We start from the raw sequence: 25,448 nt of genomic DNA, 5'->3' as shown, positions 1-25,448 counted from the left end.
GAGCCTTGAAGAGGCGCATGAAGCAGTTCCTCTTTGGCATCGCTGCATTTTCCTATAAATATTTGTCGGGGACGGAATTGCGATGAAAGTTAGTATTTTTGATGTAGCCAAAAAATCGGGTTTGTCCGTAGTGACGGTATCCCGGGTGTTGAACAATTCCCCCTCCGTGCGGCCGCATAACCGGGAGCGGGTCATAAGAGCAATGCAGGAGCTTGACTATCATCCGAACGCCTCGGCGCGCAGTCTCGCCCGAGGCAGTACGGGCATTATCGGCATGATGATTACAACGTTGAATGATTCCTTTCTCGATGCTGTCGTAAAAGAAGTCAACGATCTTCTGGAGGCAAAAGGCTATTTTTTGGCTTTGTCCATTTCGACTGGAGAGCCTGATGCGTATCACAAATCGTTGTTTCAGGAAGATCGGGTGGATGGGGTGTTGCTGCTGTCGCCGATGTATGAGGAAGAGTACGTGCTTGAATTGAAGCGAAACAAAATCCCGTTCGTCCTGCTGGACAATCAGCAGCGCAACCCGTCGGCGGTTTCCGTGATGGTAGACAATTTCAAGGGCGGATACGAAGCTACCAAGCATTTAATCGACTTGGGGCACACGGATATTGCCCATATTAGCGGACCGGAGCTGTTTCTCAGCAGCCGTGAACGGGAGCGGGGCTACCGGGAGGCGCTGAAAGATCACGGAGTGCAGCCGTTCTGTGTCGAGCGCGGCGATTTCGAGATTGCGTCAGGCTACCGCATTGCCCGAAAATGGTTGGCGGCGGAACGGCTGCCAACCGCCATTTTTGCAGCGGATGATTACATAGCGCTTGGCGTCATCGATGCTCTCAAGGGTGCAGGGATTGCTGTGCCACAGAGCGTCTCGGTCATTGGCTTTGACGATCAGATACTCGCTTCAGAATTTCATCCGCAGCTGTCAACAGTCCGCCAGCCTGCCGAGCAGATGGGGAAGATCGGCGTAGAGCTGCTCTTAAGGAGCATGAACAGCGCGTTGCGGCGCGGAATGACGACGATGCTGGAGCCGGAGCTTGTCATTAGAGAGTCGACCTCCCCCAGACTTGGAATCAGTGAGATGAACAATCGGTCAAACATAAAGAAAGTATAGGGTGGGAGTGAGTGCTGTGAAATATTATTTGGGCGTTGACGGCGGAGGCAGCAAGACGGTTACTTTTATCGTTGATGAGCAGGGAACAATTGCAGGCAAAGGAACTAGCGGCAACGGCAACCACCAGGTCGGCTATGACGATGCCAGCCGCAATATTCGGGAATCAGTGGAGATGGCGCTGGCGCAGGCCGGATTGGTGCAGGACGATATTGAATTCGCCTATTTCGGATTGGCGGGGGCCGACCGGGAAATCGATTATGACATTTTACGGCCGATGATCGCCGAGCTGGGATTTCCCAGGCATACGATCAATTGCGATACGATGATCGCGCTGCGGGCGGGAACGAGCCGGCCCTATGGCGTTGTATTGATTTGCGGTACGGGCACTAACAGTGCAGGCGTGAACCCATATGGGCATTTTTATCAGTGTGGGGGCTTTTCCTACTTACTGGGGGATTTTGGCGGCGGCGACACACTGTGCGTAGAGGCGTTCCGGGCTGTTATCCGGGCCTGGGACGGGCGCGAGCGGCCGACCTTGCTGACGCAGCTTGTCCTCGACGATCTCGGGTATGACAGCGTGAAGGAAATGTTTGATAATTATTTGGACCATCATAAATCCCCTCCGCTCCGCTTAACGAAGCTGCTGTTTACAGCTGCGGAGCAGGAAGATGAGGTCGCCAAAGCCATTCTGCGCCGCCAAGGGGTCGAGCTTGGCAAATCTGCGCAGGCGGTTATCAGACATCTTGGCATGGAGAAACAGATCTTTGATGTAGTGCTTGCGGGCAGTGTCGTAACCCGGAGCAAGGGCGACTATATCCAGGCTTATATCGAGCAAGCGGTACAGGAGGTTGCGCCGCAAGCGAATATTATAAAGCTGGCAGTAGAGCCGGTCGTCGGCGCAGTATGGCTGGCCGTTGAAGCCACAGGAATCGAGCTGCCGGGGCCAATCTACGAGCGGCTGCGTCAAGTATCGGACTACAGCTTGATTTGAACAGCAACAGTGGGAGGTAGAACGGATGGCTAGAGGCAATGGATTGAAAATTGCAGTTATAGGGGGCGGCTCCTCTTATACGCCGGAAATTGTAGAAGGTTTAATCTTGCGGTACAATCAAATGCCGGTCAGGGAGTTATGGCTGGCAGATATAGAGGCAGGCCTGCACAAGCTCGAAATCGTAGGCGGGCTGGCAAAGCGGATGGTAGAGAAGTCAGGATTGCCGATTGAGGTCCATCTTACACTGGATCGCCGCAAGGCGATTGAAGGGGCGGACTTTGTGTCCACACAAATGCGTGTCGGCTTGCTGGAAGCGCGCAAATGGGATGAGCACATCCCGAATAAATATGGAGTGATCGGCCAGGAGACGACGGGCCCGGGCGGCATGATGAAGGCGCTGCGCACCATTCCGGTGCTGCTGGATATATGCAAAGATATTGAAGAACTGGCGCCCGACGCCTGGCTGCTCAATTTTACGAATCCAGCAGGGATGGTTACAGAGGCAGTGGCCCGTTTCTCCAAGGTCAAAAGCATCGGCTTATGCAATGCGCCAATCGGCCTGCACAAGTGGCTGAGCCAAAAGTACGAAACAGACATTAATCATCTCTATACCGAGTTTGTCGGGCTGAATCATTTGCATTGGGTGACGCGCGTCGAGGTAGACGGAGTGAATAAGCTGGCGGAGCTGCTTGACAAAAGGGAAGAATACTCCGGCAAAAACGTGCCGGCTTCGGAATGGGATCTCGATTTTCTGCGGGCGTTAGACGGTCTTCCATCCTATTATTTGAAATACTTCTATATGACCGACGTTATGCTCGAGGAGCAGCTGGAAGCGATGAAGTCAGGCGGAACCCGGGCCGAGGTCGTCAAGCAGGTGGAGGATGAATTGTTCGACCTGTACAAAGATCCGAATTTGCAGGAGAAGCCGAAGCAGCTTGAGCAGCGCGGCGGGGCGTACTATTCCGAGGCGGCAGTAAATCTGATGGATTCCCTATATAATGACAAACGCGATATTCAAACGTTGAACGTGCCGAATGGCCGAATCCTGGATTTTTTGCCTGAAGATGCGGTCATTGAAGTGAACTGCGTCGTCACCGGCCAGGGACCGATAGCACTGCCGGTCGCTCATGTGCCGGAGCATGTGCGAGGCTTGATTCACGCAGTCAAGACCTATGAGCGGTTGACAATTGAAGCGGCTATAACGGGAGATCGCAGCATTGCCCTGCAGGCGATGGTGAGCCATCCGCTGGTACCTTCAGTCAATACGGGAAAAGCGCTGCTGGATGAGATGCTGGAGAAGAACAAGCCTTATTTGCCATTGTTTTTTAAATCGTGAAAATGCTCGGCCTGTTGGGGATTCCAACAGGCTATTTTTAATATAGTGCGGCCTAATCTAACGGATCTCACGGCCGCTATTTGCGAAAATTCGACCGGTTTGAAATTGTAACGGAACTGTGAGCCGCTATTTGATGATGATGAGCCCGATTTCGCAAGAAAACGTCGAATTAAGATCGCTCACTTCTGTTAGATTTCAAAAAGAGGGGTTATTAGCGAAATAAGGTCTGTGGCTTCCGTCAGAAACCGCTCTGCAACTTGCCCCTTCTTAGGGGCTCTAACTGACAGCGATGAATGCCAATAAAAATTTCAGGGGAAGAAACTTGCCTCGTGCCAAAGCGTCAGCCGTTTCTTCTCATCGCTCGAATTAAAAATCGATGATGTGCTGTGCGTGCTTGCCTAGCCGCTGCTCAGACAGGGGAGCCCGCGCCGCGGGTTCGCGAGTGGCGCAGTGCGGCTACTGGCATTTTTTTGAGCAGCGCGGACATACGATCCGCTATTCATCGAAAAAAAGGCCAATTTCAGGTTTCGCGGACACACGATCCCTTATTGGCCATTTTGCTGGATATTTGCGGCTATCGGCAGCCATTAACGGAACCACGGTCCGCTGCCCGGCTGTTTTGGCACGATTGTTCACAGATAACGGAACCACGGTCCGGCAAACGGCAAAACGCGCTCAAATATTGCAGTTTTTACAACAAATCCAGGGTGAGAATCACACGGTGCCTCGAATTGTTGTACGAAATGCAAGAATCTGCCTCTCCAGAGGGCATAAATGGCACTGATTGTTGCACACCGTACACACCGTACAACATTTTTGGCATATCAGAGAGCTTTGGCGCTAAAATGTTGCATTTTGCGCAACAATCGCCCCTCAGCGCCGCTCTGGCAGAGCTGCCGTCCCGTCCCGCCTCTGTCCAGCCGCACAGCACAGCGCACATTTCTGCTTAATCCGCTTGCGCGGCGGCATTTGTCTGCTCCTGCTTCAGCTCAGCATAGGATTGCTTGATATGATCCAGCGCTTCGCTATGTTTCATAATGTTATTGCCCAGCGTAACGAGGGTGAACAACAGAATGATGCCAAGCAGCGCTGTTTTCGCTATTCCCGGATACATCTGATTGATAAATCTCGCTGCAAGCAGGAAGATCGCGAACAGGAAATGGCCGGCGTATAGATACATATCATATTTAAAGGCAGCCAGTCCAAAACCGACGACGATATGAAGCAGCAGGCCGAAAATAATAAAGGAGGCCAGCACCCACGCTTCTCTCGTGCGGAAGCCTTGAATAAAGCCGAGCAGAGCCAGCAAAAGCACTCCGATGCCGATAATATGCACATAGAACGGGTATGACTGGGCAAGATCAGTAACGACAGCAACGATGCCGGTATCGATCATTGTCACGTCCGGTGTCAGTACCGGACTTACGCCAAGCATATAGAAAGCCTGCCAATGATGGCTGAACGAGAAAGGTGCCACATAGCTGAAGCCGCCTGCATCCAAGGTGTTTGACCAGTTGGTTGCCCAGGAACTTCCGTCAAAGACGAGCCATTGCAGGCCGGTAAAGACGATGACGAGTACTAGCGCCCAAATGACGACGGCGCCAAAGGCGCGGTAAGTCCGTTTGTCGCGCCGGGTAATGCCGTTAAACAGCATCGCGCCGGTCAATGGCACAATATTGGTTGAGGTTAAGGCGAAATTGACAAAGGCCAGCGACGCGTAAGAGCCGGTTCTGATCGTTGGCTGGGACGATTCCCGGGTGTATTGAAAATAAAGAACCGACCAGATTAGCATAAACTGCACATACGGATAGGAATCCGGGATCATTGCAGTAAATAAATTATAGGAGCTGATGCCAAAAAAGACGGCAAACAGCATCGCCAGCCAATTGCCGGCCTCGCTGCCCCGCAAGTAGTAATAAATCAGCACAGAACTAAGCGCATTGATTGCCGATTGCAGGACAAGAAAAAATAAATTTCCTCCCCAGTGGCCTGCTATGTAATTCAGGGATCCGGCCAGAAAATTAATGAGCGGGTGAATAATGGAAATATTGTTGTAGCCATAGTACATCGACGGATCGAAGTTGAACAAGTTGAGCGAGAATGGCGCCCCGTAGAAGGGGTTATGTGCAGCCAACTGCTCGGCGTTATCCTTCATATAGGTCAAATAGGGAAAATCCATCACAATGTAAAAAGCAGCCAGCACGATGAACAGTACGAGTGCTTTCTTATTGTCATGTCTGCTTTGCAGAACGTAACCGAGAAAACTCATCATCGTCCACCTTTCTTATAGAGGTTGTTCAAAAAGTCGTCTTTTGAACACGCACTTCTATCATAATTTATAAAATAAGCAGCAAAAGTCCGGAAATAATAAAAGCGACGCCGGCAATTTTGTACATGCCGATCGTTTCTTTGAAAATCCATTTTGCCAGCAGCAGCGCCCAAATGAAGGTAAGCGCATTGGCCGGCATGACGATCGTGTAGTCAAGCTTGCCAAGTAAATAAATGTTGAGCAGGGCGCCCACGCCATAAAACATGCCGCCGATCATCAGGCTGACCAGCGATTTGATCATGGAAAATCGTTTGAAAAAGACACTGCCCAGCGCGCCGCATAAGGTCATGAGCGGAAGTAAAAGGTAAATCCAGCTATTTGTCATAGGACGTTAAAGTCACCCCGATTCCTAGTAAGGCGACAGCGGCCAGCTTTTTCCAAGTAATGATTTCTTCCAGAAACCAATGTCCGTAAAACAGAGCAAAGATATAGCTGACGCACATAAGCGGATAAGCGACCGACAGCTTCTCCATTGAAAAAGCTTTGATCATAAAAATAGCGCCAGCCCCGTAACAAAGGAAGCCGATGGCCAGATAGAGCCAATTGTCATGTCCCCACTTCCAGAACAGCTGCCCTGTAGCAGTCAAAAAAGCAGAGATAATCATGAGTGCCTTACCTATATGACGGCGCGCACCGGTTAATGGTTCCACTTAAGCCCCTCCAATTCGGGATGCGAGCTAATCTTGTTGATCAGATAGCGATTTTGCACGAGCCGGAACATCGGCATATCTGACAAGGAATCGGAGTACGCGGCGGACCGCTTATAGTCGATCTCGTAGCCGGCGGCTTGCAGATATTGCTTGATGCGGGCTACTTTTTCTTCTCCCTTGCAGTTATTCCCTTCTATCTGATTGTTATAACGCCCATTCTTGCATACGAGCGCAGTACCGATCACTTCATCAACATAGGGCAGCTTTTTAAAATATTTGGTATAAGCATGCGGAGAGGCGGTCACCAGCAGCACATGGCAGCCTTCATCCTTGCAGCGCTTCATTTCCTCTAGGGCAACTTCGTACATACTTGGTACAAGGACCGTATCGTAAAAATGCTCCAAATCCTGCTCTGAAAAATAGCGAATGGCATAAAAATATGCCGCCTTCACCCGTTCTACTTCCATCAACCTGAGCTTGTAGAGCGCGGTTTTTCCGCAAATCGCGAGCAGATTGGCAGCAGTCCACGGCTTCCTTTTTATGCCGTACATCACAAATTGGAACATGGAGTCGCTGCGGATGATCGTTTTATCGATATCAAAAATAGCCAGCTTTTGCATAAGGATCTCGCGCTAAACCTCCTCTATAAAGCTTTATTCGAAAAAGGCTAAAATGCAAACAACGCTAACGACATACAAAACAGCAGTAATTAAAATATGTTTATCCTCAAACAGGACACGATCCGGCGAGCCGCCTTTTTTCTCGATATGAATGAGGTACAAATAGCGAAAGATTCCGTAAATGACGAGCGGAATGGTCCACATCAAATGAACGGTGCGGCCGGACGTAAATGTAAACAGTGAATAGCTGATAATGGTTGCGGTCGTTACGATGCTGTTCAACTGGTCAAGCAGCGCAAAGGAGTAGTTGTCCAGCACCTTGCGATGCGATCCCATGCCGGCCTCAAGCAGGGACAGCTCATGTCTGCGTTTGCCAATAGCGAGAAAAAGCGAAAGCAGCATCGTACAAATAAGAAACCAGGGCGTAAAAGGGACATGAATGACCAGACCGCCAGCGATCGCACGCAGGACGAAACCGGCGGCGATAATCATAATGTCAATGATTACAATATGCTTCAATGATAATGAATAGGAGACATTCATGATAAAATAAATGACTAGCAGTACTGTAAACAATGGATTAAGAAAATAAGAGGAAACCAGCGATGCCAACAGCAAAATCGTACCAAATGCAATGGCAAGCTGCGGGTTCAGCGCGCCGGAGGCCATCGGCCTGTTCCGTTTGGTCGGGTGATTGCGGTCGGCTTCTCTGTCCATATAGTCATTTAAAATATAGACACAGCCGGCGACAAAGCTAAACAGAAAAAAACCGATAATCGTATCCACCACAGTGGCAACGCTGATCGATTCGAATGAAAATAGCAAAGCAGCGAAAATAAGCAGGTTTTTCGTCCATTGATGCGGCCGCAGTTGCAAAAACAGCAGCTTGAAAACCGATGAAGATGCTGCATGAGCGGTAGGGCTGGATTGCACGCGTCATACCTCCGTCTATCAGACTAACAAATAAATCTAGCTTAAACCATAACGATATCATTTTTTCCAAGCAAAGTCTAATTTTGTTGTGAGAGAGAAGATGATATAATATTACGGAAATGTAAAAAGAGAAAGGATAGAAATCCATTGTGAACTATTTACCGCTGAATCAGCGTCATTATTTGCAGCCTATACGCGCCAATGAGACAGGCCGAATTCCGTTATATGCATGGATGCTTCTGCTCTGCATGGCAAAGCTGCTGCTTTTTCGCTATTTTGTGTTTGAACAGTTGAGCTGGAGCGGGATCGCCGCGGATGCAGCTGCAATCGTCATTCTTTTAAGTTTAGTAGAGCTAGTAACCCCGTTCCGCTTTAAGGCAGTAATATATTGGCCGATTAACTTGATTTTAACGTTCATGCTTTTTGCGTCTACTCTTTATTATACCCATTTTAATACTGTGCCAACCTATACGGCGCTTTATGCATTGCATCAAGTTACGCAAATTAAAGACAGCGTCGAAGCGACCATCCGTTGGAGCAATTATTTATTTTTTAGTGATATTGTTTTGGTGGTACTGGGCTGGCTGGTATGCAAATTTCGCGGCTCTCGTCTGCGTGCCAGCAAAGCACTCAATAAAAAAGCAATGCTCGTGATGATTATCGGCGGTCTTGCGCTGTGTGCGAGAATGATCCAGCTGGGGCTGCCAATTCAGAATGAATTGGCTGAAGCTGAGCAGGTCGGCTTTTTAAATTATCAAGTGTCGTCGGTCATTAAAGCCGCACGTGACAATAGTGTCGACGTTGCCGGCGATATTAACGGAGTGAAGGATGAGATTGCCGCATTAAAGGCATCGTTCCCCTACTCGCAAAAAACAGGCGGAGCGCCGGCGTACTTTGGCGAGGCCAAAGGGAAAAACGTCATCGTTCTGCAACTGGAAGCTTTTCAAAACTTCCCGATTCATTTGAAGGTGGACGGCATCGAGCTAACTCCGAATATGAACCGGCTGGCCGATGAAGGATTTTACTTCCCGCATGTGTTTCAGCAGATCGGGCAGGGAAATACGTCAGATGCGGAGTTTATGTCGAATACGTCGATTTATCCTACGGCCAAAATTGCCATGTCAACCGGATATGGCGACCGCAAGCTGCCAAGCTTGCCGCGGTTACTGCAGGAGCAACATTATGTGACCAACACTTTTCACGTCAATGATGTTACGTTCTGGGATCGGGTCAAGCTGTATCCGGCGATCGGGTTCGATCATTATTTTGATAAGCCGTTCTTCAATAATGACGGGTTCAACAGCTTTGGCGCCTCCGACGAGGAGCTGTACCGGGTTGGCGTAGAGAAGCTGACGGAGATGGCGAAGCAAGGCAAACCGTTCTATGCGCAGTTTATTACGGCATCAAGCCATCATCCCTTTTATGTACCAAAGGATCGCCGCAAAATTGAACTGCCGGCGGAAATGGAAGGCACGCAGCTGGGCGACTACTTATATGCGGTCAATTATACGGACTATGCGATCGGCAAACTGATTGAACGGCTTAAGGAGAATGGGCTGCTCGATTCCACCATGCTCGTCATGTACGGCGATCATGCCGGCCTGCAGACGCAGCCTGGCGATGCCGAGAAAGTTAGCGAACAGCTTGGCATCGCTTATCATTCGGATGTGTCCAAATTCAATATTCCGTTAATCATCCATTGGCCGGGCGTGAAGCATGGTAAGACGATTGATACAGTTGGCGGGCAATTGGACATTATGCCGACAATGGCTAATTTACTCGGCGTTTCGCTTGCGGAGCAATCCTTTACAGCCTTGGGTCAAGATCTGCTCAATATTGACAATAATATTGTAGGGATGCGTTATTATTTGCCGACAGGCTCGTTTTTCAACAATGACATTCTTTACATTCCGGGAACGGGATTCGAGGATGGCAAGGCGGTTTCGCTTCGTACACTGGAACCGGTCACTGATTTAACGCCTTACCGAAAAGATTATGACTATATTCTCAAGCTGATGGAGAAGTCGGATCAATATGTGCGGTCGCTGCCGCAACGATAAAAAGTTTCGTAACAAGCGAAAACCCACCGCGTAATAGGTTGACCGCCTACGGTGGGTTTCGCTTGAGCTAGTTTATAGTTTCACGCGCGCCGTGGTGATCCACAGCCTTTCAGGTCCTAAGAGTCTTTACCGTTCGCAGCGGTGAAGGCTCTTTTTTAGTATATGACAATGGTGACAGCTTCATACAATGCGTTAATCATAGTATAACACAGTTCTTTGAAAAAGTTCAATTTAAGCCGATACATCAACGAGCCCGATGCCGAAACCAAGGTTCTTTTTTTGCGGGGAAGAAAGTAAGATTTCGGCCCCTGACAATATTAATGAGCTCCATATTCCCCTTATTGGTTCGTTGTTATACTAGCCCCATGCCTCAAATGTACAGCGCTTTCAGTGGTGGCAATTGAGAGAATATAACATTTTGAAGGGGATGAAAGTGTGAGTAAATGGGTAGCGGTAAAATCTAGATCGTTGTTCCTCCTGTTTATCATTGCGGTATTGCTCCTTGTATCAGCATGCAGCGGCAATACAGATCAGAAAGAAGCCAATGATAAACCGCAGAATGGCCAATCCGCACAGACAGAAGGTACAGGAGGGACCGAAGAAGGAAATGCTGAGCAGTTGGACCCTCTTGGCAGATTTGATCCGCCGATTGAGCTGACTGTTGGACGTGTGACGAATCCGGAATTCAAATTCGGCGAGGGTGAAAGCATCGATAAGAACGTATGGACCGAGCTATATGAATCGCGGCTTGGCATTAAAGTGTCCAACGAGTTTGTTGTCGATTCCAGCCAATCTGCAGCGAAAATTAATGTGGCCATTGCCGCCGGTGAAATTCCGGACTTGATTACGGTGAACAACAGTCAACTGCAGCAGCTGGCAGAAGCCGGTTTGCTTGCCGATATGACAGAAGTGTTGGGAAAATATGGTTCCGAAAAAACGAAAGAAATTTTAAATGCCGATGGCGGACATATGCTCAAATCAGCGACGATTGACGGCAAGCTGATGGCGATTCCGCATTCCGGGGCGGCAATTGACGGTACGCTGATGGTGTGGATCCGTAAGGATTGGCTCGATAATTTGAACCTGCCGGAGCCGAAAACTGTAGATGATATTCTCAATATTTCGAAGGCATTTGCGACTCAGGATCCAGACAAGAACGGCAAAAATGATACATTCGGCTTTGAGCTGCGCAGAGACTTGTTTAATGATTTTGCGGCACTTGACGGATTTCTTAATATGTACAATGCCTATCAGTCCATCTGGCTGAAGGGTGCGGACGGCAAGCTGGTCTACAGCTCGATCCAGCCGGAGATGAGGGCAGCGCTGCAAAAGCTGCAAGAGATGTTCAAAGCAGGAGAAATTGATAAAGAATTCGCTGTCAAAGATATGGGGCGTGCTGCTGAAAGTATCGCTTCAGGCAAAACCGGCATGTTCTTCGGCACGATGGCCAGTGCCATTTATCCGCTGCAGGATGCGCATATGAAGGATAAAAATGCGTTATGGCAGCCATATTTGCTGCCTTCGGTCGGCGGCGGTCAGGCGAAAGTGCAAATTCCGGCTTACTTTAATTTGTATTATGCGGTTAGCAGCAAGGTGAAGCACCCGGAGGCTGCGATCAAAATGCTCAATATTTTGCATGAAAAGAAGTACGTAGAAGAGGATCAGGAATATTTTCTGCATAACGGCTTGCCAAGATATTGGTATCCGATTGTTAGAGGCGATGGAGCCAAGGATAATCTGGAGCAGCATATTGCGATCGTGGAAGCGATGAAAAATAAAGATACCTCCAAGCTGACAAAAGGCCAGCTAAATACCTATAACCAGGTGCAAAGCTACTTTAATGGCGATGAGAACTATTGGAAGATGGAGCGGATTTTCGGCGAGAACGGTGCGTTCTCCATCGTAAATCAATACACGAACGATATGTACGTACGCGATGCATTCGTAGGAGCGCCGACAGAAACGCTGATTGAGAAGGGTGCGACATTAAGCACGATGATTGCTCAGGTTTTCACGAAAATTATTATGGGCGCGCCAATTGAGGAGTTCGACAAACTGGTGGCAGACTGGAACAAGCTCGGCGGCGAGAAATTGACAGAAGAAGTCAATGCGTGGTATGCGAGCGAAGTAAAGTAACGTAGCTCTACGAAATATCAAAGCTCGGGAGAGAATGGACATGAATAAGAAAGTATCCGCTCTCCCGCTCCACTTTATGCTTTTGCCGGCAGTTATTTTAGTGCTTGTATACAGCTATGGCCCGATGCTGGGCATCGTCATGGCTTTCCAAAAATTTGTGCCGGCAAAAGGCTTCATCGATTCGAAATGGGTGGGGTGGGATAATTTCACCTATGTGTTCAACTTGCCGAATTTCACGCAAGTCATCTGGAATACATTGTACATTGCTGTGATGAAAATAATAGCAGGACAAATCGTACCGATTGTCATTGCGCTGCTGTTGAATGAAGTAAGAAAAGCGATCATTAAACGCGGAGTGCAGACATTAATCTATTTGCCGCATTTTTTGTCATGGGTCATTCTTGGCGGCATTATGATCGATATATTGTCTCCGCAGTTCGGCATTGTAAATAAGCTGCTCGGCAGCCTGGGAATCGAGCCTGTATTTTTTCTCGGCAGCAATGAGTGGTTCCCCTATGTTCTCGTTATTTCTGACGTATGGAAGGAATTCGGATTCAGCACGATTGTTTATTTGGCGGCGCTCGCCAGCATTAATCCCGCGCTTTATGAAGCGGCCGTAATGGACGGTGCAGGCCGCTGGCGGCAGACATGGCATATTACGCTGCCGGGGATGGCGCCGATCATTATTTTACTTGCCACGCTTAGTATGGGATCGATTTTGAATGCAGGCTTTGAACAGGTCTACAACTTGTACAATACGCTAGTCATGGAGAGCGGAGATATTGTGGACACATTCGTGTATAGGATCGGTCTGCTTGAAGCGCAGTACAGCGTAGCGACCGCAGTCGGACTGGCCAAGTCGTTTGTGTCGTTTATCTTAATTACGGTTTCCTATTATTTGGCCTATCGCTTTGCGAATTATCGGATTTTTTAAGAAAGGAGGGGCCTCGTGTGGTTGAAAGAACGACGTTCGGACGCCGCTCATTTATTGCTGCCAATTATACATTTCTCATCCTGCTCAGCATTTTGTGCGTGCTGCCGCTCGTTCATGTATTTGCCGTGTCGCTAAGCTCCAGCGCCGCTGCAACGGCAGGGCTTGTCAAGCTATGGCCTGTCGAATGGTCATGGAAGTCGTATGAGTATGTGCTCTCCAAGCAAGCTTTTCTTAAATCAGTGCTCGTATCAACAGAACGGGTTGTGCTTGGCGTATCGCTAAATTTGCTGCTGACTGTGCTGGTTGCTTATCCATTATCGAAGGAGCCGCACATCTTCCGCTGGCGGACAGCTTATGTCTGGTTCTTTGTTTTCACGATTTTGTTTGGGGGAGGGTTAGTCCCCTGGTATATGGTCATTAAGGCGACCGGGATTATGGACTCGGTATGGGCGCTGATTTTGCCGGGAGCGGTGCCGGTATTCAACGTTATTTTGCTGCTCAACTTTTTCCGCGGTTTACCCAAAGAGCTGGAGGAGGCAGCTTTCATCGATGGAGCCGGCTATATGGTTACATTGTGGAAGGTTATTGTTCCTTTATCAGCGCCGGCGATTGCTACGATCACCCTGTTCTCCACTGTCGGCCATTGGAACAGCTGGTTTGACGGGATGATCCTGATGAACAAGCCGGATCATTACCCTTTGCAAACTTATTTGCGGACAGTCGTCATCGAACGGGATTTAAGCTTGATGAGCCTTGATGACCTTGAACTCATGTCACAAATATCGGATCGCACGACGAAATCCGCGCAAATCTTTTTAGGCAGCTTGCCTATTTTGCTCGTATATCCGTTTTTGCAAAAGTATTTTATGAAGGGCATCGTACTTGGCAGCGTCAAGGAATAGCAGTGTTTTACCGGGTTTGCTGCTCTTGCCGGTATTGCGTCGGTGTAATGCCTTCATGCTTTTTGAACACTTTACGGAAGTAAGGCGAATCCTGAAAGCCGATTTCCAGCGCGATGCTGTCGACTGTTTTATGGGTATACTGCAGCAAATGCTTGGCACGCTGTAAACGGAGCTGCTGAATATAGGCGCCGATGGTAATGCCGGCATATTTCTTGAATACTTGGCACAAATATTCATATTTACGGTCCATATACGTCTCGATAAAATCAGCGGAGCATTCCGTTGCGTAAATTTCATGCAGCAAGCTGAGCAGCTTTTGATAAGTAGAGTAGGATGCAGTGGCAGCCGCAGTGAAATTGTGCTGTTCAAGCGCATCCTGGGCCAGTTGTTCCAGCAGCTGCGCAAGCCGGATCGTGAGCCGAAATTTATAATAGTTGCGCGGACGCTTGAATTCCTGAACGAGCAGCTCGAATGTCCGCAGGCATTCATAACGATTGCCCGGAGAGAAGCGGCGGGGAATAATAAGAGATTCCCCTTCATGTTCTTCTGAAATGCGGAGATCATTTTTGGAGATATGGAGCAATTGATGCTCGGCATTCGTTTCAGGCCATTTGTCCGTTGCTTCTATGGCAGGATCGCAGGAAAATTGCACCCAAAAAAATCTGCCTTTCACATCTCGTCGCCAGCCGCAATGCTGTTCCCAAGGGGAGAGCAGCAAGCATTCCCCGGACTCAAGCGTCAGCTTCTCCTGCTCAACCTGGAGATGTACGGGCCCATCAGACACCATGATCAATTCATAATAGGGATTGGAATGCGGTTCAAGAAAATGCGGCTCAATCGTATACATTTCTGTCCATTTGACTTGGAAGCGGGAGTGCCCGGATATCGTGTAATAGGACATATGCAGTTTCTCCTCATTATCAATATTTCAGCATCTAATGATCACAATCATGAATGATGGAGGTTGACTAGTCAAGATGGAAAAAGACAAAACAGAAAAGCAGGAAGCCTTGTCAGATATCAGTTTGAGCCGAAGAAAGCTGCTTGCCTCAATGGGGATAGCGGGGGTAGCATTAGCCGCGGAAGGGCTGCTTGCGGCCGGTCCGCTTGGCAAGGCATATGCCAAATCCAAAAAAAATGAAGTTCAGGACTGCTGCAGCAATCCGCACGACTCCGGCAGCTTTGCGATCAACGCGAAGCCGTCGGCGAACGATTTTACCCAGGTGCAAAATCAGGTTTATACGATCGCAGGGGCGGGTACGGCGGGCACACCGGCCGACGGTTATATTTATACGCCGGAAATCGTTCCGCATTTTGTTACGCTGAATACGAATGCCGGCCATAATGAAAGCTTGTCAGGCAATGGCGGCCGCACCGGGATGCCAGTCTACCGCACCGTCATCAATCATGCAGGCCAAGGAGATGCGGTCTGTTTTAATGGCGCAGTATGGATTGGAGGAACAAAGCCAGGCAGTACGCATTGGCTGGCCAACCCGGCCGGCGTGCTGATCAATGGAGATGTGATGGGCGGGGCTGACGGCGTCTACCTCAATCCGGTCGAGTACAATATGGTCGATAATGGACATGACATAGCGGCTGTAGGGCTGGTGATCAATTCGCACCGTACGGTTGGCATCGGGGCCAAAAGTGCAGTGTGGCTCGGTATTCGGCTGCAATCTGTTCAGCAGGAGCCTGTAGACGCTGGGATTTCGCTTGCCGGCACCCACAAGGTCGGGCTTGATTTTACAGCGACGATATTTACGGAGACGAAGGCTGCTGTCGCCTTGAAGGCCAATGACCGCATCTACTTGAACGCGGCTAGTACGCCTGACGCTACCGGCTCCAAATGGTATGCAGATACACCGGGCGGAACCTGGATCGATTATGATGGAACGGGCGGAATGCTGCGCTGTTTTGTGGAAAATGAACCGGTGATGCAGTTGAAGGCGGACGCTGTGGCGGCAACGAAGCCGGTAGAGGCGCCGTATTATCGCGTGAACGGCATGAAGGTCGTCGGCAGCCGGCAAGCAGCGATAGCCGATGCGTCGGGACAGGATACGACCTTGAAGCTAAATGCAGTATTAGCAGCATTACGCGCACATGGACTGATTGCGACCTAGAAAGGGGTGCGGACGGATGGACGCCGCTACAGAAATGTATTTGTTGAAGCAGCAGCTGGCGCAGCATCGAATATGGCTGGGAGAGGCGCAGCTCTATATTTTGCAGTTGGAGCGGGAGCTTGAACGTTTGAATATGCAGCATACAGAAACGGCCGCCGCTGGGGAGGAAAGGCAGCAGGACGAATAGCTTGCAATATAATCACAACTTGCCCTTGATTTTTCAAGGGTTTTTCTCTATTGTTACAGCAGACTAGTTTGTACTAGAGAGGGAGGAGGGCGTTCGCATGTACCGGCAGGCAGCGCTATTTCAGCGCTCCTTATTTTTTCGTCTGGCCTTCGTTTTAGCATTTTTACTCATCCCTGTCGTCTTAATCGGCATGACCTTTTTTTACGGAGGCGAGCAGTCGCTGCGCAAAGAAATATTAGGGTCGATGGAAGCGCGCGTGGAAGCCCAACTGCATGCGATGGAGCGGGAGGTGGAGCGGATTCAAGTGCTGCAGTACGAATTTATGAACAACGGCTTTTTGAACACTGTAGCTGTAGCGCCTGATTATTTGGACTTATATGCTAGGTCTGATGCGATTTTACAAGTACAAAATGCCCTTTTTGCCCTCAAGAACAGCAGCGGATTAATAAAGGATACGTATGCTCATATTCCCGCAATCGGGAAAACGGTTTCTGCGATGAACGGTGTAGATGAGCTTGACCGGGAGCAGTTTTTGGCTACGCAGGCAGAAGTGAAAGCGCGGCCTGGCAGCCCGATTCAATATTGGCAGCAGCGGCCGGTTATTGTGCTCGTTCACGATGTTCCCGGCTTGTATGAAGGCGAGCATGCGCTATTTTCCATTGTTGTTGAGCTGTCTGTAACAGAGATGATCAAATCTTTATCCGCCCTGGATGTCAACGACTATAGCGGAACCGTGCTTATGAATCCGACCGGCGAGCTGACAGCACGCTCCAATGAGACACCAAATACGGCGTTGGAACATTTTATGACCGGCTACCGGGGGACAGTTGCAGAAGCAAAAGCAGAGGCTGCAGTGAACCGAGTAGACAGTATTGGCGAAGGAAAAGAACGAAGCATGCTCGTCGCCCGGTTTTCGAAAGCGCTTCAATTGTCGATGATCCATTATGTGCCGGAGCATCAGGTGCTGAATCAGCTTTATCAGTATCGCAACTTGTTTTGGATTTTTGCAGCTGTTTTTTTAGTGTTCATTGCCATTCTAAGCCTGCTGCTGTTCAAAATGATTCATCGTCCCTTGCTGCGGCTGCTCCGTGCTTTTCGCAAAATGGAAAAGGGGGAGCTTGAGGTGCAGATTACTTCAAACAGCCCGAATGAATTCGGCTATCTATTCCAGGGCTTCAACAAGATGTCCCGCCATATGCGCGAGCTGATTGAACAGGTATACACGCAAAAAATATTGGTGCAGCGGGCTGAGCTCAAGCAGCTGCAATCGCAGATCAATCCGCATTTTCTTTATAACAGTTATTTTACGCTTTACAATATGATCGCCGTAGAGGATCACGACAGTGCCAAACAATTTGCTGCGCAGATGGGAAGCTACTTGCGTTATATTACCCGCAACTCCTCTGATGAGGTACCGCTGCAGGAGGAAGCGAGGCATGCGAAAATCTATACAGACATTCAGGAGCGAAGATTCCGTTTGCGGATGAAGGCTGAATTCGGCGAGGTGCCGGAAGCGTATCGCGCCTGCATGGTGCCGCGCCTTATTTTGCAGCCTTTGATCGAAAATGCTTTCGAGCATGTGTTTGATCATATGGAGGAAGGCGGCAGGCTGCGGATTACGTTTGAGGAGGAGGAGGAGGACCGGCTATTGATTCGGGTAGCGGATAATGGCGCCTTGCTTGAGGCGGACAAGCTGGAGCGGCTGCAGATCAGCCTGCGCTCAGATGATGCTGCAGCGGAAATGACCGGACTGCTGAATATCAATCGGCGTTTGCGGATTAAATATGGCGGCGCGCGCGATGGAGTATGGGTCGATCGCAGCGAGCTTGGCGGAATGGAAGTGACATTAAGCATATGGCGGGAGGAACATGGACATGCTGCGCGTGATGATCGTGGATGATGAGCCGGATATTGCCGATAGCTTGCATATGCTGCTGCAGGAGCGGCTCCCCTTCGAGGCGGAAATTTATAAGGCCTATTCGGGCAAAGCCGCTTTGGATTGGGCCAAGAGGGGAAAGTTTGATATTGTGCTTACCGATATTCGGATGCCTGTACTTAGCGGGCTGGAGCTGCAAAAGCAAATACATGCTTTATGGCCGCGCTGCAAGGTGATCTTTTTGACGGGACATAGTGAATTTGATTATGTGTATGAGGCTATTCATCATAACAACACGCGCTATCTGCTAAAGACCGAAGGTCATGAGTTTATTTTGAAAACGGCAGCAATAGCGGCGCAGGAAATTATTGAGGAGCAGAAGCTGGAGGGACTGATGACACAAGCTTTGCTGCAAATGGAGCAAACGATGCCGCTTATGCGTAATGAGCTGCTGCTGGATTTATTGCAGGGCGAGCCGCTAGCTGCGGAGGAGCGGGCGGCGCAATTTAAAGAGCTGCACATTGAAATGGAGCCGCATAGCCAGCTTATGCTCATGCTGGCCAAACTGCCGCTGCCGGCAGCTGATGGCCAGGGCGTATCAAAGGCGCAGCTGCATGCCGGGATGAAGGTAATTAGTGAGCAATACGGATACAACTGGCTGCGAATCAGCTATTTTTTTGTTACAAAGCGGACGATTGCCTGGTTTTTGCAGCCGCGGTCTGGCATGGGACCGGTTAATTGGGCGGATATTGCCCTTGCGATTAGGGAGTTTGCGGAAAATGCAGCCAGCGCATTTCTGGACAATTTCAATTTTTTACTTACCTGCGTGCTGGATACAACTCCTTGTCAGTGGGAGGAAATCGCCGACCGCTGGGCGCTGCTGCAAGCCCGCAGCCGCCAGTCGGATGAACGGAGCGGGCTGATTGATGCCGGCACCGATACGCTTGAGCATGATCGCATCAAGCTGCTGCACAAGGCAGACCGGATTGGCGATTGCTTGTCCGGCAACAGTGCGGATGCCTTCAAAGCGGAGTGGCAGCGTCTGTGGGACGGGGAAGAGGCAATAGCCGAAACGGTTGCCGCCGATTTGCTCGGAGCGGCTCTGTCGCTCGTTTTTTTGCGTACGATATTTAGCGTTAACTTGCAGGAAAAGCTGGCTGCTGCGGTTGATCTTGCCCCATTGCTTCGTCCGTCCGAGGTGCGGCTGGAACGCGATGTCTTGCGCGAATACTATGAACAACTGGCAGCTAATATATTCAGGCTGCAGCAGGAGGTGCAGTCGGAACGGCGCGATCAGACCATTGAGACGATCAAGCGTTATATTCAAAATCATTTGGCTGATGATTTATCGCTTGTCCGATTATCGGAATTAGCCGGCCTCAATCCCTCTTACTTGTCGCGAACCTTCAAGAAGGCGACCGGGCAAAATGTGCTGAACCATATTCATGAAATGAAGCTGCAAGCCGCGCAGCGCATGCTGTGCCGGTCAGAGATGAAAATACAGGAGATCAGCGCGGCGCTTGGCTTCATTTCTCCGCCCCACTTTACGCGGTTTTTCAAAAAAGCGGCAGGGATCGTCCCGCAGGATTATCGCAATCAATTCGGGGATGACCGGTCATGAGTAAAGAAACGGTAAGCGAAAGTAAAAAAACGGCCAGTTACGATGACGTTCCCCGCAGGTTTATACTTTGTACAAGAAAATAAAGAGGGGGAACAAAATGCGGAGAGCAACGAGACAGGGGCTTGCAATGGGGATAGCCGCGCTTATGCTTGTTTTATCAGCCTGCAGCGGCAGTGATAGCGGCGGGAAAGCGGTAGAGGGCGTGGCGGGGAACAAAGATAAAAATACGAGTGAATCGCCTGATCCGATGGGCAAATACGACCCGCCGATTAAAGTTACGACTGTCCGCGCGCTGGCGCCTTCACTCAAATTTGAGAAGGGCGACAGTATCGATAATAACAAATGGTATCGCGATTATGAGTCACAGCTAGGCATTAAGCTTATTAACAATTGGAGCGTTCCGCAAACGCAATGGGAGCAAAAAATGAACGTCACCATTGCCTCAGGCGATATTCCTGACATCATTGCCGTAAACGCAAATGAGCTAAAGCGGCTTGTGGATGCCGATATGGTGGAAGATTTGACAGAGGTGTTCGAGAAATATGCCTCCGCCAAAACGAAAGAAGTGATCGTCAATGATGGCGGCAATGGCATGAAGGCTTCACAGTTCGAAGGCAAGCTGCTTGCTTTGCCAGGTGTCACTTTCACCGGAACAACAGCTCAAATGCTCTGGATTCGTCAAGACTGGCTGAAAAAGCTCAATTTGCCGGAGCCGAAGACGATGGAAGACATCATTGCAATTGCAGACGCTTTCGCCAATCAGGACCCTGATGGCAACGGCAAGAAGGATACGACAGGGCTCGGCGGCGTCTATAAAGATTTAAGCTCGTTGATGGGCTTGTTTGAAAGCTATCATGCTTATCCCGGACGCTGGCTAAAGGATGATTCGGGGCAATTGGTATACGGCGATGTGCAGCCGGAAGTAAAAACTGCGCTAAAGCAGCTGCAAGATCTGTTTAAAGCCGGCTTGATCGATCCGGAATTTGCCGTCAAAGATCGCCCCAAGTCCTATGAACTGATCGCTGGCAATAAGGCTGGCATGTTTTATTCCGGTGAAGGGGCGGTGTGGTGGCCGCTGACGGATCATTACAAGAAGGAGAAATCGGACTGGAAGCCTTACTCGCTGATCTCGTTTGACGATAAACCGGCCAGCACCTCCGGCAACGTCCCCGTCAACACCTACTATGTCGTGCGCAAAGGCTTCGAGCATCCAGAAGCATTAGTGAAATTAATGAATTTCGCAGTAGAGAAACAGTACGGCCCGCAAGGCCGTCTGGAGGAGTACTGGTATGGCGGCGAAAATAATGAGATTAATGTGTCAGCTTTTGCGGCGGTCATTATTAGCGATCCGCTGGAGCTGATCAATATCCACCGCGGCGTGCAGGCGTCCGTCGACGCCGGACATTATGTAGAAAATCCGATTGCCGATGTCAAGCACCATTATGATTTATATCAGAAATGGCTTTCCGGCAAATTTGCCGATAGCAATGAAGAAGGGCTGGCATGGTCGTCCTATAAATGGGCCGGACCGGGCGGCGGTATGAACGTCGTAAGCGACTATGTCAAGAACGATCTCTATTTGGTTGACCAATATTCCGGACCGAGCACACCGACGATGGCGGCGAAGAAAAGCACGCTCGACAAGATGAAGCAGGAAGTGTTCACCAAAATTATTATGGGCCAAAGCGATATTAGCGCCTTTGACCAGTTTGTAGCCGATTGGAACAAGTTTGGCGGCGAAGATATTACGGCCGAAGTGAATGAATGGTACAAAGCGAAACAGTAAGGAGCGGATGACGATGCAAGCGATAGCGAACAAAAGCCGGCATTGGCGCAAGTATGGTCCGCTGCACCTGATGCTTTTGCCCGGAGTCGTCATGCTGGTGCTGTTTCACTATATCCCGATGGCGGGGATCGTTATTGCCTTTCAAAACTTCATTCCAGCCAAAGGCTTTTTCAGCTCCAAATGGGTTGGCTGGGAGAATTTCGAATTCATGCTGGGCATTCCCGGCATTGGACAAATTTTATGGAATACCATTTACATCGCTTTGCTGAAAATGATATTCGGTCAAATCGCACCGATCATTACAGCGCTTCTATTAAATGAGGTAAGGCGTTCAAGCATAAAAAGATCAGTGCAAACCTTGATCTATTTGCCGCATTTTTTGTCCTGGGTCATTCTGGGCGGCATATTGATTGATATTTTGTCACCTTCGCACGGGATGGTCAATGAGGTGTTGTCCTGGTTCGGCATGAAGCCCGTCTTCTTCCTGGGCAACGAAACCGCTTTTCCTTATGTGCTTGTAGCGACCGATGTTTGGAAGGAATTTGGCTTTGGGACAATTGTTTATCTGGCTGCTTTGACGAGCATTAATCCAACGCTTTATGAAGCCGCGATCATGGATGGAGCAGGCAGGTGGAAACAGACCTTTCACGTTACGCTGCCCGGCATGCTGCCGATCATCGTATTGCTGGCTACACTCGGGCTGGGCGGTGTGCTGAATGCCGGCTTCGATCAGGTGTTCAATTTATACAACCCGCTAGTCTTCCGGACAGGCGATATTTTGGATACTTTCGTCTATAGGCTCGGACTAGTAGATGCCCAATATGCGGTCGCAACGGCAGTCGGTTTGTTCAAATCCGTCGTTTCCTTATTATTTGTCAGCGTGTCCTATTGGCTGGCTTATCGACTGGCCGGATACCGGATATTCTGATGAAAGAAAGGGGCGAATCCAGATTATGGGCTTCAACGACTCGCGCGGGCGAAAATTGTTTTTGGCAGCCAATAATATCTTTCTTATCGGCTTGGCGATTGTATGCCTGCTTCCACTTGTAAATATTTTGGCGATTTCTTTCAGCTCGAGTGCAGCGGCGAGTGCTGGTGCTGTGAAGCTTTGGCCGGTTGAATTCACGCTTAGCTCTTACAAGTATGCACTGGCCAAACCGGAATTTTTAACTTCATTATTCGTATCGATCGAACGGGTCGTGCTGGGAACGGTCATTAGTCTGGCTATTGTAGTGATGTCGGCTTACCCGCTTTCCAAGGAACGTAGTGAGTTTCCGCTGCGCACGATCTATGTATGGTTTTTCTTTGTGACCATTTTATTCAGCGGTGGATTGATTCCGACTTATATGGTCATTCGCAACTATCATCTGCTCGATACGGTATGGGCGCTCGTCCTGCCGGGTGCGGTTGCCGTCTTCAATATTGTTTTGCTCCTCAATTTTTTTCGCGGCACGCCTAAAGAGATTCAGGAAGCGGCCTTTGTAGATGGCTGTACCCATTGGCAAGTTTTATGGAAGATAATGGTGCCTGTTTCTATGCCGGCGCTTGCTACTATTTTGCTGTTCACTTGTGTAGGACAGTGGAATTCCTGGTTCGACGGATTGATCTATATGAACTCGCCATCGAACTATCCGCTGCAAACCTATTTGCAGACATTGGTTGTTAGTACGGAGATGTTTACAGAAGCCGGAAATTTGACTGCTGAGGACATGAAGGCGCTGGCAGAAATATCCGATCGGACGACAAAGGCGTCGCAAATTTTTTTGGCTGCGCTTCCTGTTCTAGCGCTGTACCCTTTTTTGCAGAAGTATTTTATGAAGGGGATCGTGCTTGGAAGTGTGAAGGGCTAGCTTGCTGCTCCTTCGATACTGCTTTATGGCAGCTAAAATGACAGCATTCGACAGGCATTTTATGAATAACGGGCAGCTTCCTGACGGCAGTTGTCCGTTATTCGTTCATAATGCCTAAACTTTCATAAAACATTGTTGCCAAAAAGGCTCCCATTGGGTGTATAATAGAGGCATATGTAAAGCCGAAGTTTACAGGAAAAAAGTTTTTGCAGTATGCGAGCTTCTTTGTGATTATTTTCACTACTAATGCGCGCAAATTGTGAAATAATAAGCTTAGTCTTTATGAAAGTCCTGTAACAACTTTTATGAACAAAGGAGATACGTGAAGATGCAAGAGACGACTGTTCAAAATGCAGAACAAGAAACTTCTGTTCAAGCGGTTGCCAAGCCGGATGTGCTGGATCAGCTGCTGAAGCCGGAAGTACAGGAAGCATTGCAAGTTCTTGTTGAACAACTGCCGAAGCTTTCCGAGATGATGGCACTTATGACTAAAGTTTATGATTTGGCAAACCGGGTTGCTTCCGACCGCGTCCTGATTCAAGATACGGTCAGCGGCTTCCAAGAGGTTTGGAAGCCAATTGAAGAAAAAGTGAAAGGTTATGCCTCTGCCGCGATTGAAGCCAATGACCGTGCTGATCAAAGCGACGCGCAAATCGGTCTGTTTGGTATGCTTCGTTTGCTGAAAGACCCTGAATTGCAAAAAGTGCTGCGCTTCGGACAAGCGTATCTCGACATTTTGGGCGAGCGAAAAAAGCAAGACTAATTATAAAGCCATTTTTCAGCTGAACATAATGAATGGAGGATAACCGTGAGTAAACAAATTTTGATCCTGGGCGGCGGCTACGGCGGCTTGCTGACTGCACTGTCTGCTCGTGCCCACCTGACTCCTGAAGAAGCTACAATTACTTTGATCAACCGTTTCGACACGCACCAAATCATTACTGAGCTGCACCGTCTTGCTGCCGGCAACGTAGCCGAGAAAGCTGTAGCGCTGCCGCTGCAAAAGCTGTTCAAAAACAAAGAGATCAACGTACAAGTTGAAACTGTACACAAAATTGATCTTGAAGCAAAGAAGGTTGTCGTTGAGAGCGGCTACTCTTTCGACTATGATACCCTTGTGCTGGCACTGGGCAGCGAAACGAACTTCTTCGGTATCCCTGGCCTGCAAGAGAACAGCTTCGTGCTGAAATCTGTGAATGACGCAAATCGTATCTTTGCACATGTTAAAGAGCGTGTACGTCAATACAGCCAAACTAAAGATGCTGCTGATGCTACGATTGTAATCGGTGGCGGCGGTTTGACAGGTGTTGAGCTTGTTGGCGAATTGGCAGACGAGCTGCCGGCTATTTGCCGCCAAAATGGCGTTGACTTCGAAGACATCCAGCTGAAGCTGGTAGAAGCGATGCCATCGATTCTGCCGATCTTCTCTGCTGATCTGATTGCGCGCGCTACTTCCAGCCTGGAAGCACGCGGCGTTGAGTTCCTGACGGCCCTGCCGATTACAGAAGTGAACGGCAACGTTGTAACACTCAAAGACGGCAGAACAATCGAAACCAATACACTCGTTTGGACTGGCGGCGTTCAAGGCAACTCCCTTGTTGCCAACTGCGGTATCGAAGTTAACCGCGGCCGCGCCACAGTTACTGAAGGGCTGCAATCCGTATCGCACCCTGACGTATTCCTGGCAGGCGACTGCGCAGTGGTATTTGGTCCTGAAGGCCGTCCGTATCCTCCAACTGCCCAATTGGCTTGGCAAATGGGCGAGCTGGTTGGCGCGAACATCGCTGCCTCCTACAAAGGCAACAAAATGGAAAGCTTCTCGCCAGTATTCTCGGGTACACTGGCAAGCCTCGGCCGCAAAGACGGCATCGGCGCTATCGGCGAGACCGGCATTGAGCTGAAAGGCACGCCTGCTTCCTTGATGAAAAAAGCAAGTAATGCCCGTTACTTGTCGCATATTAACGGTCTGTTTACACTGGCCTACTAATAAGTTTGAAAAG

At 49.4% G+C, this 25,448-nt stretch carries 22 protein-coding genes; 16 read left to right on the top strand and 6 right to left on the bottom strand.

Features of this window, described 5'->3' with window-relative positions; genetic code table 11:
* Positions 1–82 precede the first annotated feature (82 nt).
* The 3 genes from ACFQ0N_RS11450 to ACFQ0N_RS11440 are packed head-to-tail and all read left to right on the top strand — an operon-like array spanning position 83 to position 3,444.
* Positions 83–1,117 carry a LacI family DNA-binding transcriptional regulator gene (locus tag ACFQ0N_RS11450; protein ID WP_379325993.1) on the top strand — a complete coding sequence of 345 codons (1,035 nt, stop codon included), beginning with the start codon at positions 83–85 and terminating at the stop codon, positions 1,115–1,117.
* A 16-nt stretch (positions 1,118–1,133) separates the two neighbouring features.
* The gene (locus ACFQ0N_RS11445; RefSeq protein WP_379325991.1) at positions 1,134–2,108 is read left to right on the top strand and encodes an N-acetylglucosamine kinase; all 975 of its coding nucleotides are present in this window, start codon (positions 1,134–1,136) and stop codon (positions 2,106–2,108) included.
* 25 nt (positions 2,109–2,133) lie between these two features.
* Positions 2,134–3,444, top strand: coding sequence for a 6-phospho-beta-glucosidase (locus ACFQ0N_RS11440; RefSeq protein ID WP_379325989.1), 1,311 nt, complete (start codon positions 2,134–2,136; stop codon positions 3,442–3,444).
* Positions 3,445–4,390: 946 nt separating this feature from the next.
* On the opposite strand, the gene ACFQ0N_RS11435 is transcribed toward ACFQ0N_RS11440, so the two are convergent.
* The 5 genes from ACFQ0N_RS11435 to ACFQ0N_RS11415 form a co-directional block, all read right to left on the bottom strand.
* Positions 4,391–5,713 carry a DUF6080 domain-containing protein gene (locus ACFQ0N_RS11435; RefSeq protein ID WP_379325987.1) on the bottom strand — a complete coding sequence of 441 codons (1,323 nt, stop codon included), beginning with the start codon at positions 5,711–5,713 and terminating at the stop codon, positions 4,391–4,393.
* A gap of 67 nt (positions 5,714–5,780) precedes the next feature.
* Complete coding sequence (locus ACFQ0N_RS11430; protein WP_379325985.1) at positions 5,781–6,098, bottom strand: EamA family transporter; 318 nt, start codon at positions 6,096–6,098, stop codon at positions 5,781–5,783.
* Positions 6,088–6,378, bottom strand: coding sequence for an EamA family transporter (locus ACFQ0N_RS11425; protein ID WP_379326035.1), 291 nt, complete (start codon positions 6,376–6,378; stop codon positions 6,088–6,090). Before ACFQ0N_RS11425 ends, ACFQ0N_RS11430 begins: the two co-directional genes overlap by 11 nt.
* Before the next feature lie 32 nt (positions 6,379–6,410).
* Positions 6,411–7,043 carry an HAD family hydrolase gene (locus ACFQ0N_RS11420; protein ID WP_379325983.1) on the bottom strand — a complete coding sequence of 211 codons (633 nt, stop codon included), beginning with the start codon at positions 7,041–7,043 and terminating at the stop codon, positions 6,411–6,413.
* A gap of 33 nt (positions 7,044–7,076) precedes the next feature.
* Positions 7,077–7,976 (bottom strand): decaprenyl-phosphate phosphoribosyltransferase, encoded by a 900-nt coding sequence (locus ACFQ0N_RS11415; RefSeq protein WP_379325981.1) that lies wholly within the window; start codon positions 7,974–7,976, stop codon positions 7,077–7,079.
* Positions 7,977–8,125: 149 nt separating this feature from the next.
* On the opposite strand from ACFQ0N_RS11415, the gene ACFQ0N_RS11410 reads away from it, so the two are divergent.
* The 4 genes from ACFQ0N_RS11410 (at position 8,126) to ACFQ0N_RS11395 (ending at position 14,008) form a co-directional block, all read left to right on the top strand.
* Positions 8,126–10,036: an LTA synthase family protein gene (locus ACFQ0N_RS11410; protein WP_379325978.1), complete on the top strand. Its 1,911-nt coding sequence runs from the start codon at positions 8,126–8,128 to the stop codon at positions 10,034–10,036.
* A gap of 435 nt (positions 10,037–10,471) precedes the next feature.
* Positions 10,472–12,172: an extracellular solute-binding protein gene (locus ACFQ0N_RS11405; RefSeq protein WP_379325976.1), complete on the top strand. Its 1,701-nt coding sequence runs from the start codon at positions 10,472–10,474 to the stop codon at positions 12,170–12,172.
* 40 nt (positions 12,173–12,212) lie between these two features.
* Positions 12,213–13,106 carry an ABC transporter permease gene (locus tag ACFQ0N_RS11400; RefSeq protein WP_379325974.1) on the top strand — a complete coding sequence of 298 codons (894 nt, stop codon included), beginning with the start codon at positions 12,213–12,215 and terminating at the stop codon, positions 13,104–13,106.
* Positions 13,107–13,123: 17 nt separating this feature from the next.
* Positions 13,124–14,008 (top strand): carbohydrate ABC transporter permease, encoded by an 885-nt coding sequence (locus tag ACFQ0N_RS11395; RefSeq protein ID WP_379325972.1) that lies wholly within the window; start codon positions 13,124–13,126, stop codon positions 14,006–14,008.
* Between the two features lie 7 nt (positions 14,009–14,015).
* Here ACFQ0N_RS11395 and ACFQ0N_RS11390 read toward each other — a convergent pair whose 3' ends face one another.
* Positions 14,016–14,909, bottom strand: a complete 894-nt coding sequence (locus tag ACFQ0N_RS11390; protein ID WP_379325970.1) for a helix-turn-helix domain-containing protein — start codon at positions 14,907–14,909, stop codon at positions 14,016–14,018.
* A 76-nt stretch (positions 14,910–14,985) separates the two neighbouring features.
* On the opposite strand from ACFQ0N_RS11390, the gene ACFQ0N_RS11385 reads away from it, so the two are divergent.
* The 9 genes from ACFQ0N_RS11385 (at position 14,986) to ACFQ0N_RS11345 (ending at position 25,435) form a co-directional block, all read left to right on the top strand.
* Positions 14,986–16,128, top strand: a complete 1,143-nt coding sequence (locus ACFQ0N_RS11385) for a hypothetical protein (protein ID WP_379325968.1) — start codon at positions 14,986–14,988, stop codon at positions 16,126–16,128.
* Between the two features lie 16 nt (positions 16,129–16,144).
* Positions 16,145–16,315, top strand: a complete 171-nt coding sequence (locus tag ACFQ0N_RS11380) for a hypothetical protein (RefSeq protein ID WP_379325966.1) — start codon at positions 16,145–16,147, stop codon at positions 16,313–16,315.
* Positions 16,316–16,412: 97 nt separating this feature from the next.
* Positions 16,413–18,215: a sensor histidine kinase gene (locus tag ACFQ0N_RS11375; protein WP_379325964.1), complete on the top strand. Its 1,803-nt coding sequence runs from the start codon at positions 16,413–16,415 to the stop codon at positions 18,213–18,215.
* Complete coding sequence (locus tag ACFQ0N_RS11370) at positions 18,190–19,812, top strand: response regulator (protein WP_379325962.1); 1,623 nt, start codon at positions 18,190–18,192, stop codon at positions 19,810–19,812. The genes ACFQ0N_RS11375 and ACFQ0N_RS11370 overlap by 26 nt, the downstream gene beginning before the upstream one ends.
* 97 nt (positions 19,813–19,909) lie before the next feature.
* Entirely contained in the window at positions 19,910–21,598 is a 1,689-nt protein-coding gene (locus ACFQ0N_RS11365) for an extracellular solute-binding protein (RefSeq protein WP_379325959.1), read from the top strand.
* Between the two features lie 13 nt (positions 21,599–21,611).
* Positions 21,612–22,526, top strand: a complete 915-nt coding sequence (locus ACFQ0N_RS11360; protein ID WP_379325957.1) for an ABC transporter permease — start codon at positions 21,612–21,614, stop codon at positions 22,524–22,526.
* Positions 22,527–22,551: 25 nt separating this feature from the next.
* The gene (locus ACFQ0N_RS11355) at positions 22,552–23,448 is read left to right on the top strand and encodes a carbohydrate ABC transporter permease (RefSeq protein WP_379325955.1); all 897 of its coding nucleotides are present in this window, start codon (positions 22,552–22,554) and stop codon (positions 23,446–23,448) included.
* Between the two features lie 328 nt (positions 23,449–23,776).
* Positions 23,777–24,211: a DUF1641 domain-containing protein gene (locus tag ACFQ0N_RS11350; protein ID WP_379325953.1), complete on the top strand. Its 435-nt coding sequence runs from the start codon at positions 23,777–23,779 to the stop codon at positions 24,209–24,211.
* A gap of 45 nt (positions 24,212–24,256) precedes the next feature.
* The gene (locus tag ACFQ0N_RS11345; protein WP_379325951.1) at positions 24,257–25,435 is read left to right on the top strand and encodes an NAD(P)/FAD-dependent oxidoreductase; all 1,179 of its coding nucleotides are present in this window, start codon (positions 24,257–24,259) and stop codon (positions 25,433–25,435) included.
* Positions 25,436–25,448 lie beyond the last annotated feature (13 nt).

The sequence above is a fragment of the Paenibacillus sp. GCM10027626 genome (assembly GCF_042676285.1).
Classification (GTDB): Bacteria; Bacillota; Bacilli; order Paenibacillales; family Paenibacillaceae; genus Paenibacillus_Z.
This window is presented reverse-complemented; position numbering and strand designations above follow the sequence as displayed.

Bases quoted from the DNA above. Each gene is read 5' to 3' on its own strand.
- ACFQ0N_RS11450 (WP_379325993.1), top strand. From the start codon at position 83: ATGAAAGTTAGTATTTTTGATGTAGCCAAAAAATCGGGTTTGTCCGTA.
- ACFQ0N_RS11440 (WP_379325989.1), top strand. From the start codon at position 2,134: ATGGCTAGAGGCAATGGATTGAAAATTGCAGTTATAGGGGGCGGCTCC.
- ACFQ0N_RS11435 (WP_379325987.1), bottom strand. From the start codon at position 5,713: ATGAGTTTTCTCGGTTACGTTCTGCAAAGCAGACATGACAATAAGAAA.
- ACFQ0N_RS11430 (WP_379325985.1), bottom strand. From the start codon at position 6,098: ATGACAAATAGCTGGATTTACCTTTTACTTCCGCTCATGACCTTATGC.
- ACFQ0N_RS11425 (WP_379326035.1), bottom strand. From the start codon at position 6,378: ATGATTATCTCTGCTTTTTTGACTGCTACAGGGCAGCTGTTCTGGAAG.
- ACFQ0N_RS11420 (WP_379325983.1), bottom strand. From the start codon at position 7,043: ATGCAAAAGCTGGCTATTTTTGATATCGATAAAACGATCATCCGCAGC.
- ACFQ0N_RS11400 (WP_379325974.1), top strand. From the start codon at position 12,213: ATGAATAAGAAAGTATCCGCTCTCCCGCTCCACTTTATGCTTTTGCCG.
- ACFQ0N_RS11390 (WP_379325970.1), bottom strand. From the start codon at position 14,909: ATGTCCTATTACACGATATCCGGGCACTCCCGCTTCCAAGTCAAATGG.
- ACFQ0N_RS11385 (WP_379325968.1), top strand. From the start codon at position 14,986: ATGGAAAAAGACAAAACAGAAAAGCAGGAAGCCTTGTCAGATATCAGT.
- ACFQ0N_RS11380 (WP_379325966.1), top strand. From the start codon at position 16,145: ATGGACGCCGCTACAGAAATGTATTTGTTGAAGCAGCAGCTGGCGCAG.
- ACFQ0N_RS11375 (WP_379325964.1), top strand. From the start codon at position 16,413: ATGTACCGGCAGGCAGCGCTATTTCAGCGCTCCTTATTTTTTCGTCTG.
- ACFQ0N_RS11370 (WP_379325962.1), top strand. From the start codon at position 18,190: ATGCTGCGCGTGATGATCGTGGATGATGAGCCGGATATTGCCGATAGC.
- ACFQ0N_RS11365 (WP_379325959.1), top strand. From the start codon at position 19,910: ATGCGGAGAGCAACGAGACAGGGGCTTGCAATGGGGATAGCCGCGCTT.
- ACFQ0N_RS11360 (WP_379325957.1), top strand. From the start codon at position 21,612: ATGCAAGCGATAGCGAACAAAAGCCGGCATTGGCGCAAGTATGGTCCG.
- ACFQ0N_RS11355 (WP_379325955.1), top strand. From the start codon at position 22,552: ATGGGCTTCAACGACTCGCGCGGGCGAAAATTGTTTTTGGCAGCCAAT.
- ACFQ0N_RS11350 (WP_379325953.1), top strand. From the start codon at position 23,777: ATGCAAGAGACGACTGTTCAAAATGCAGAACAAGAAACTTCTGTTCAA.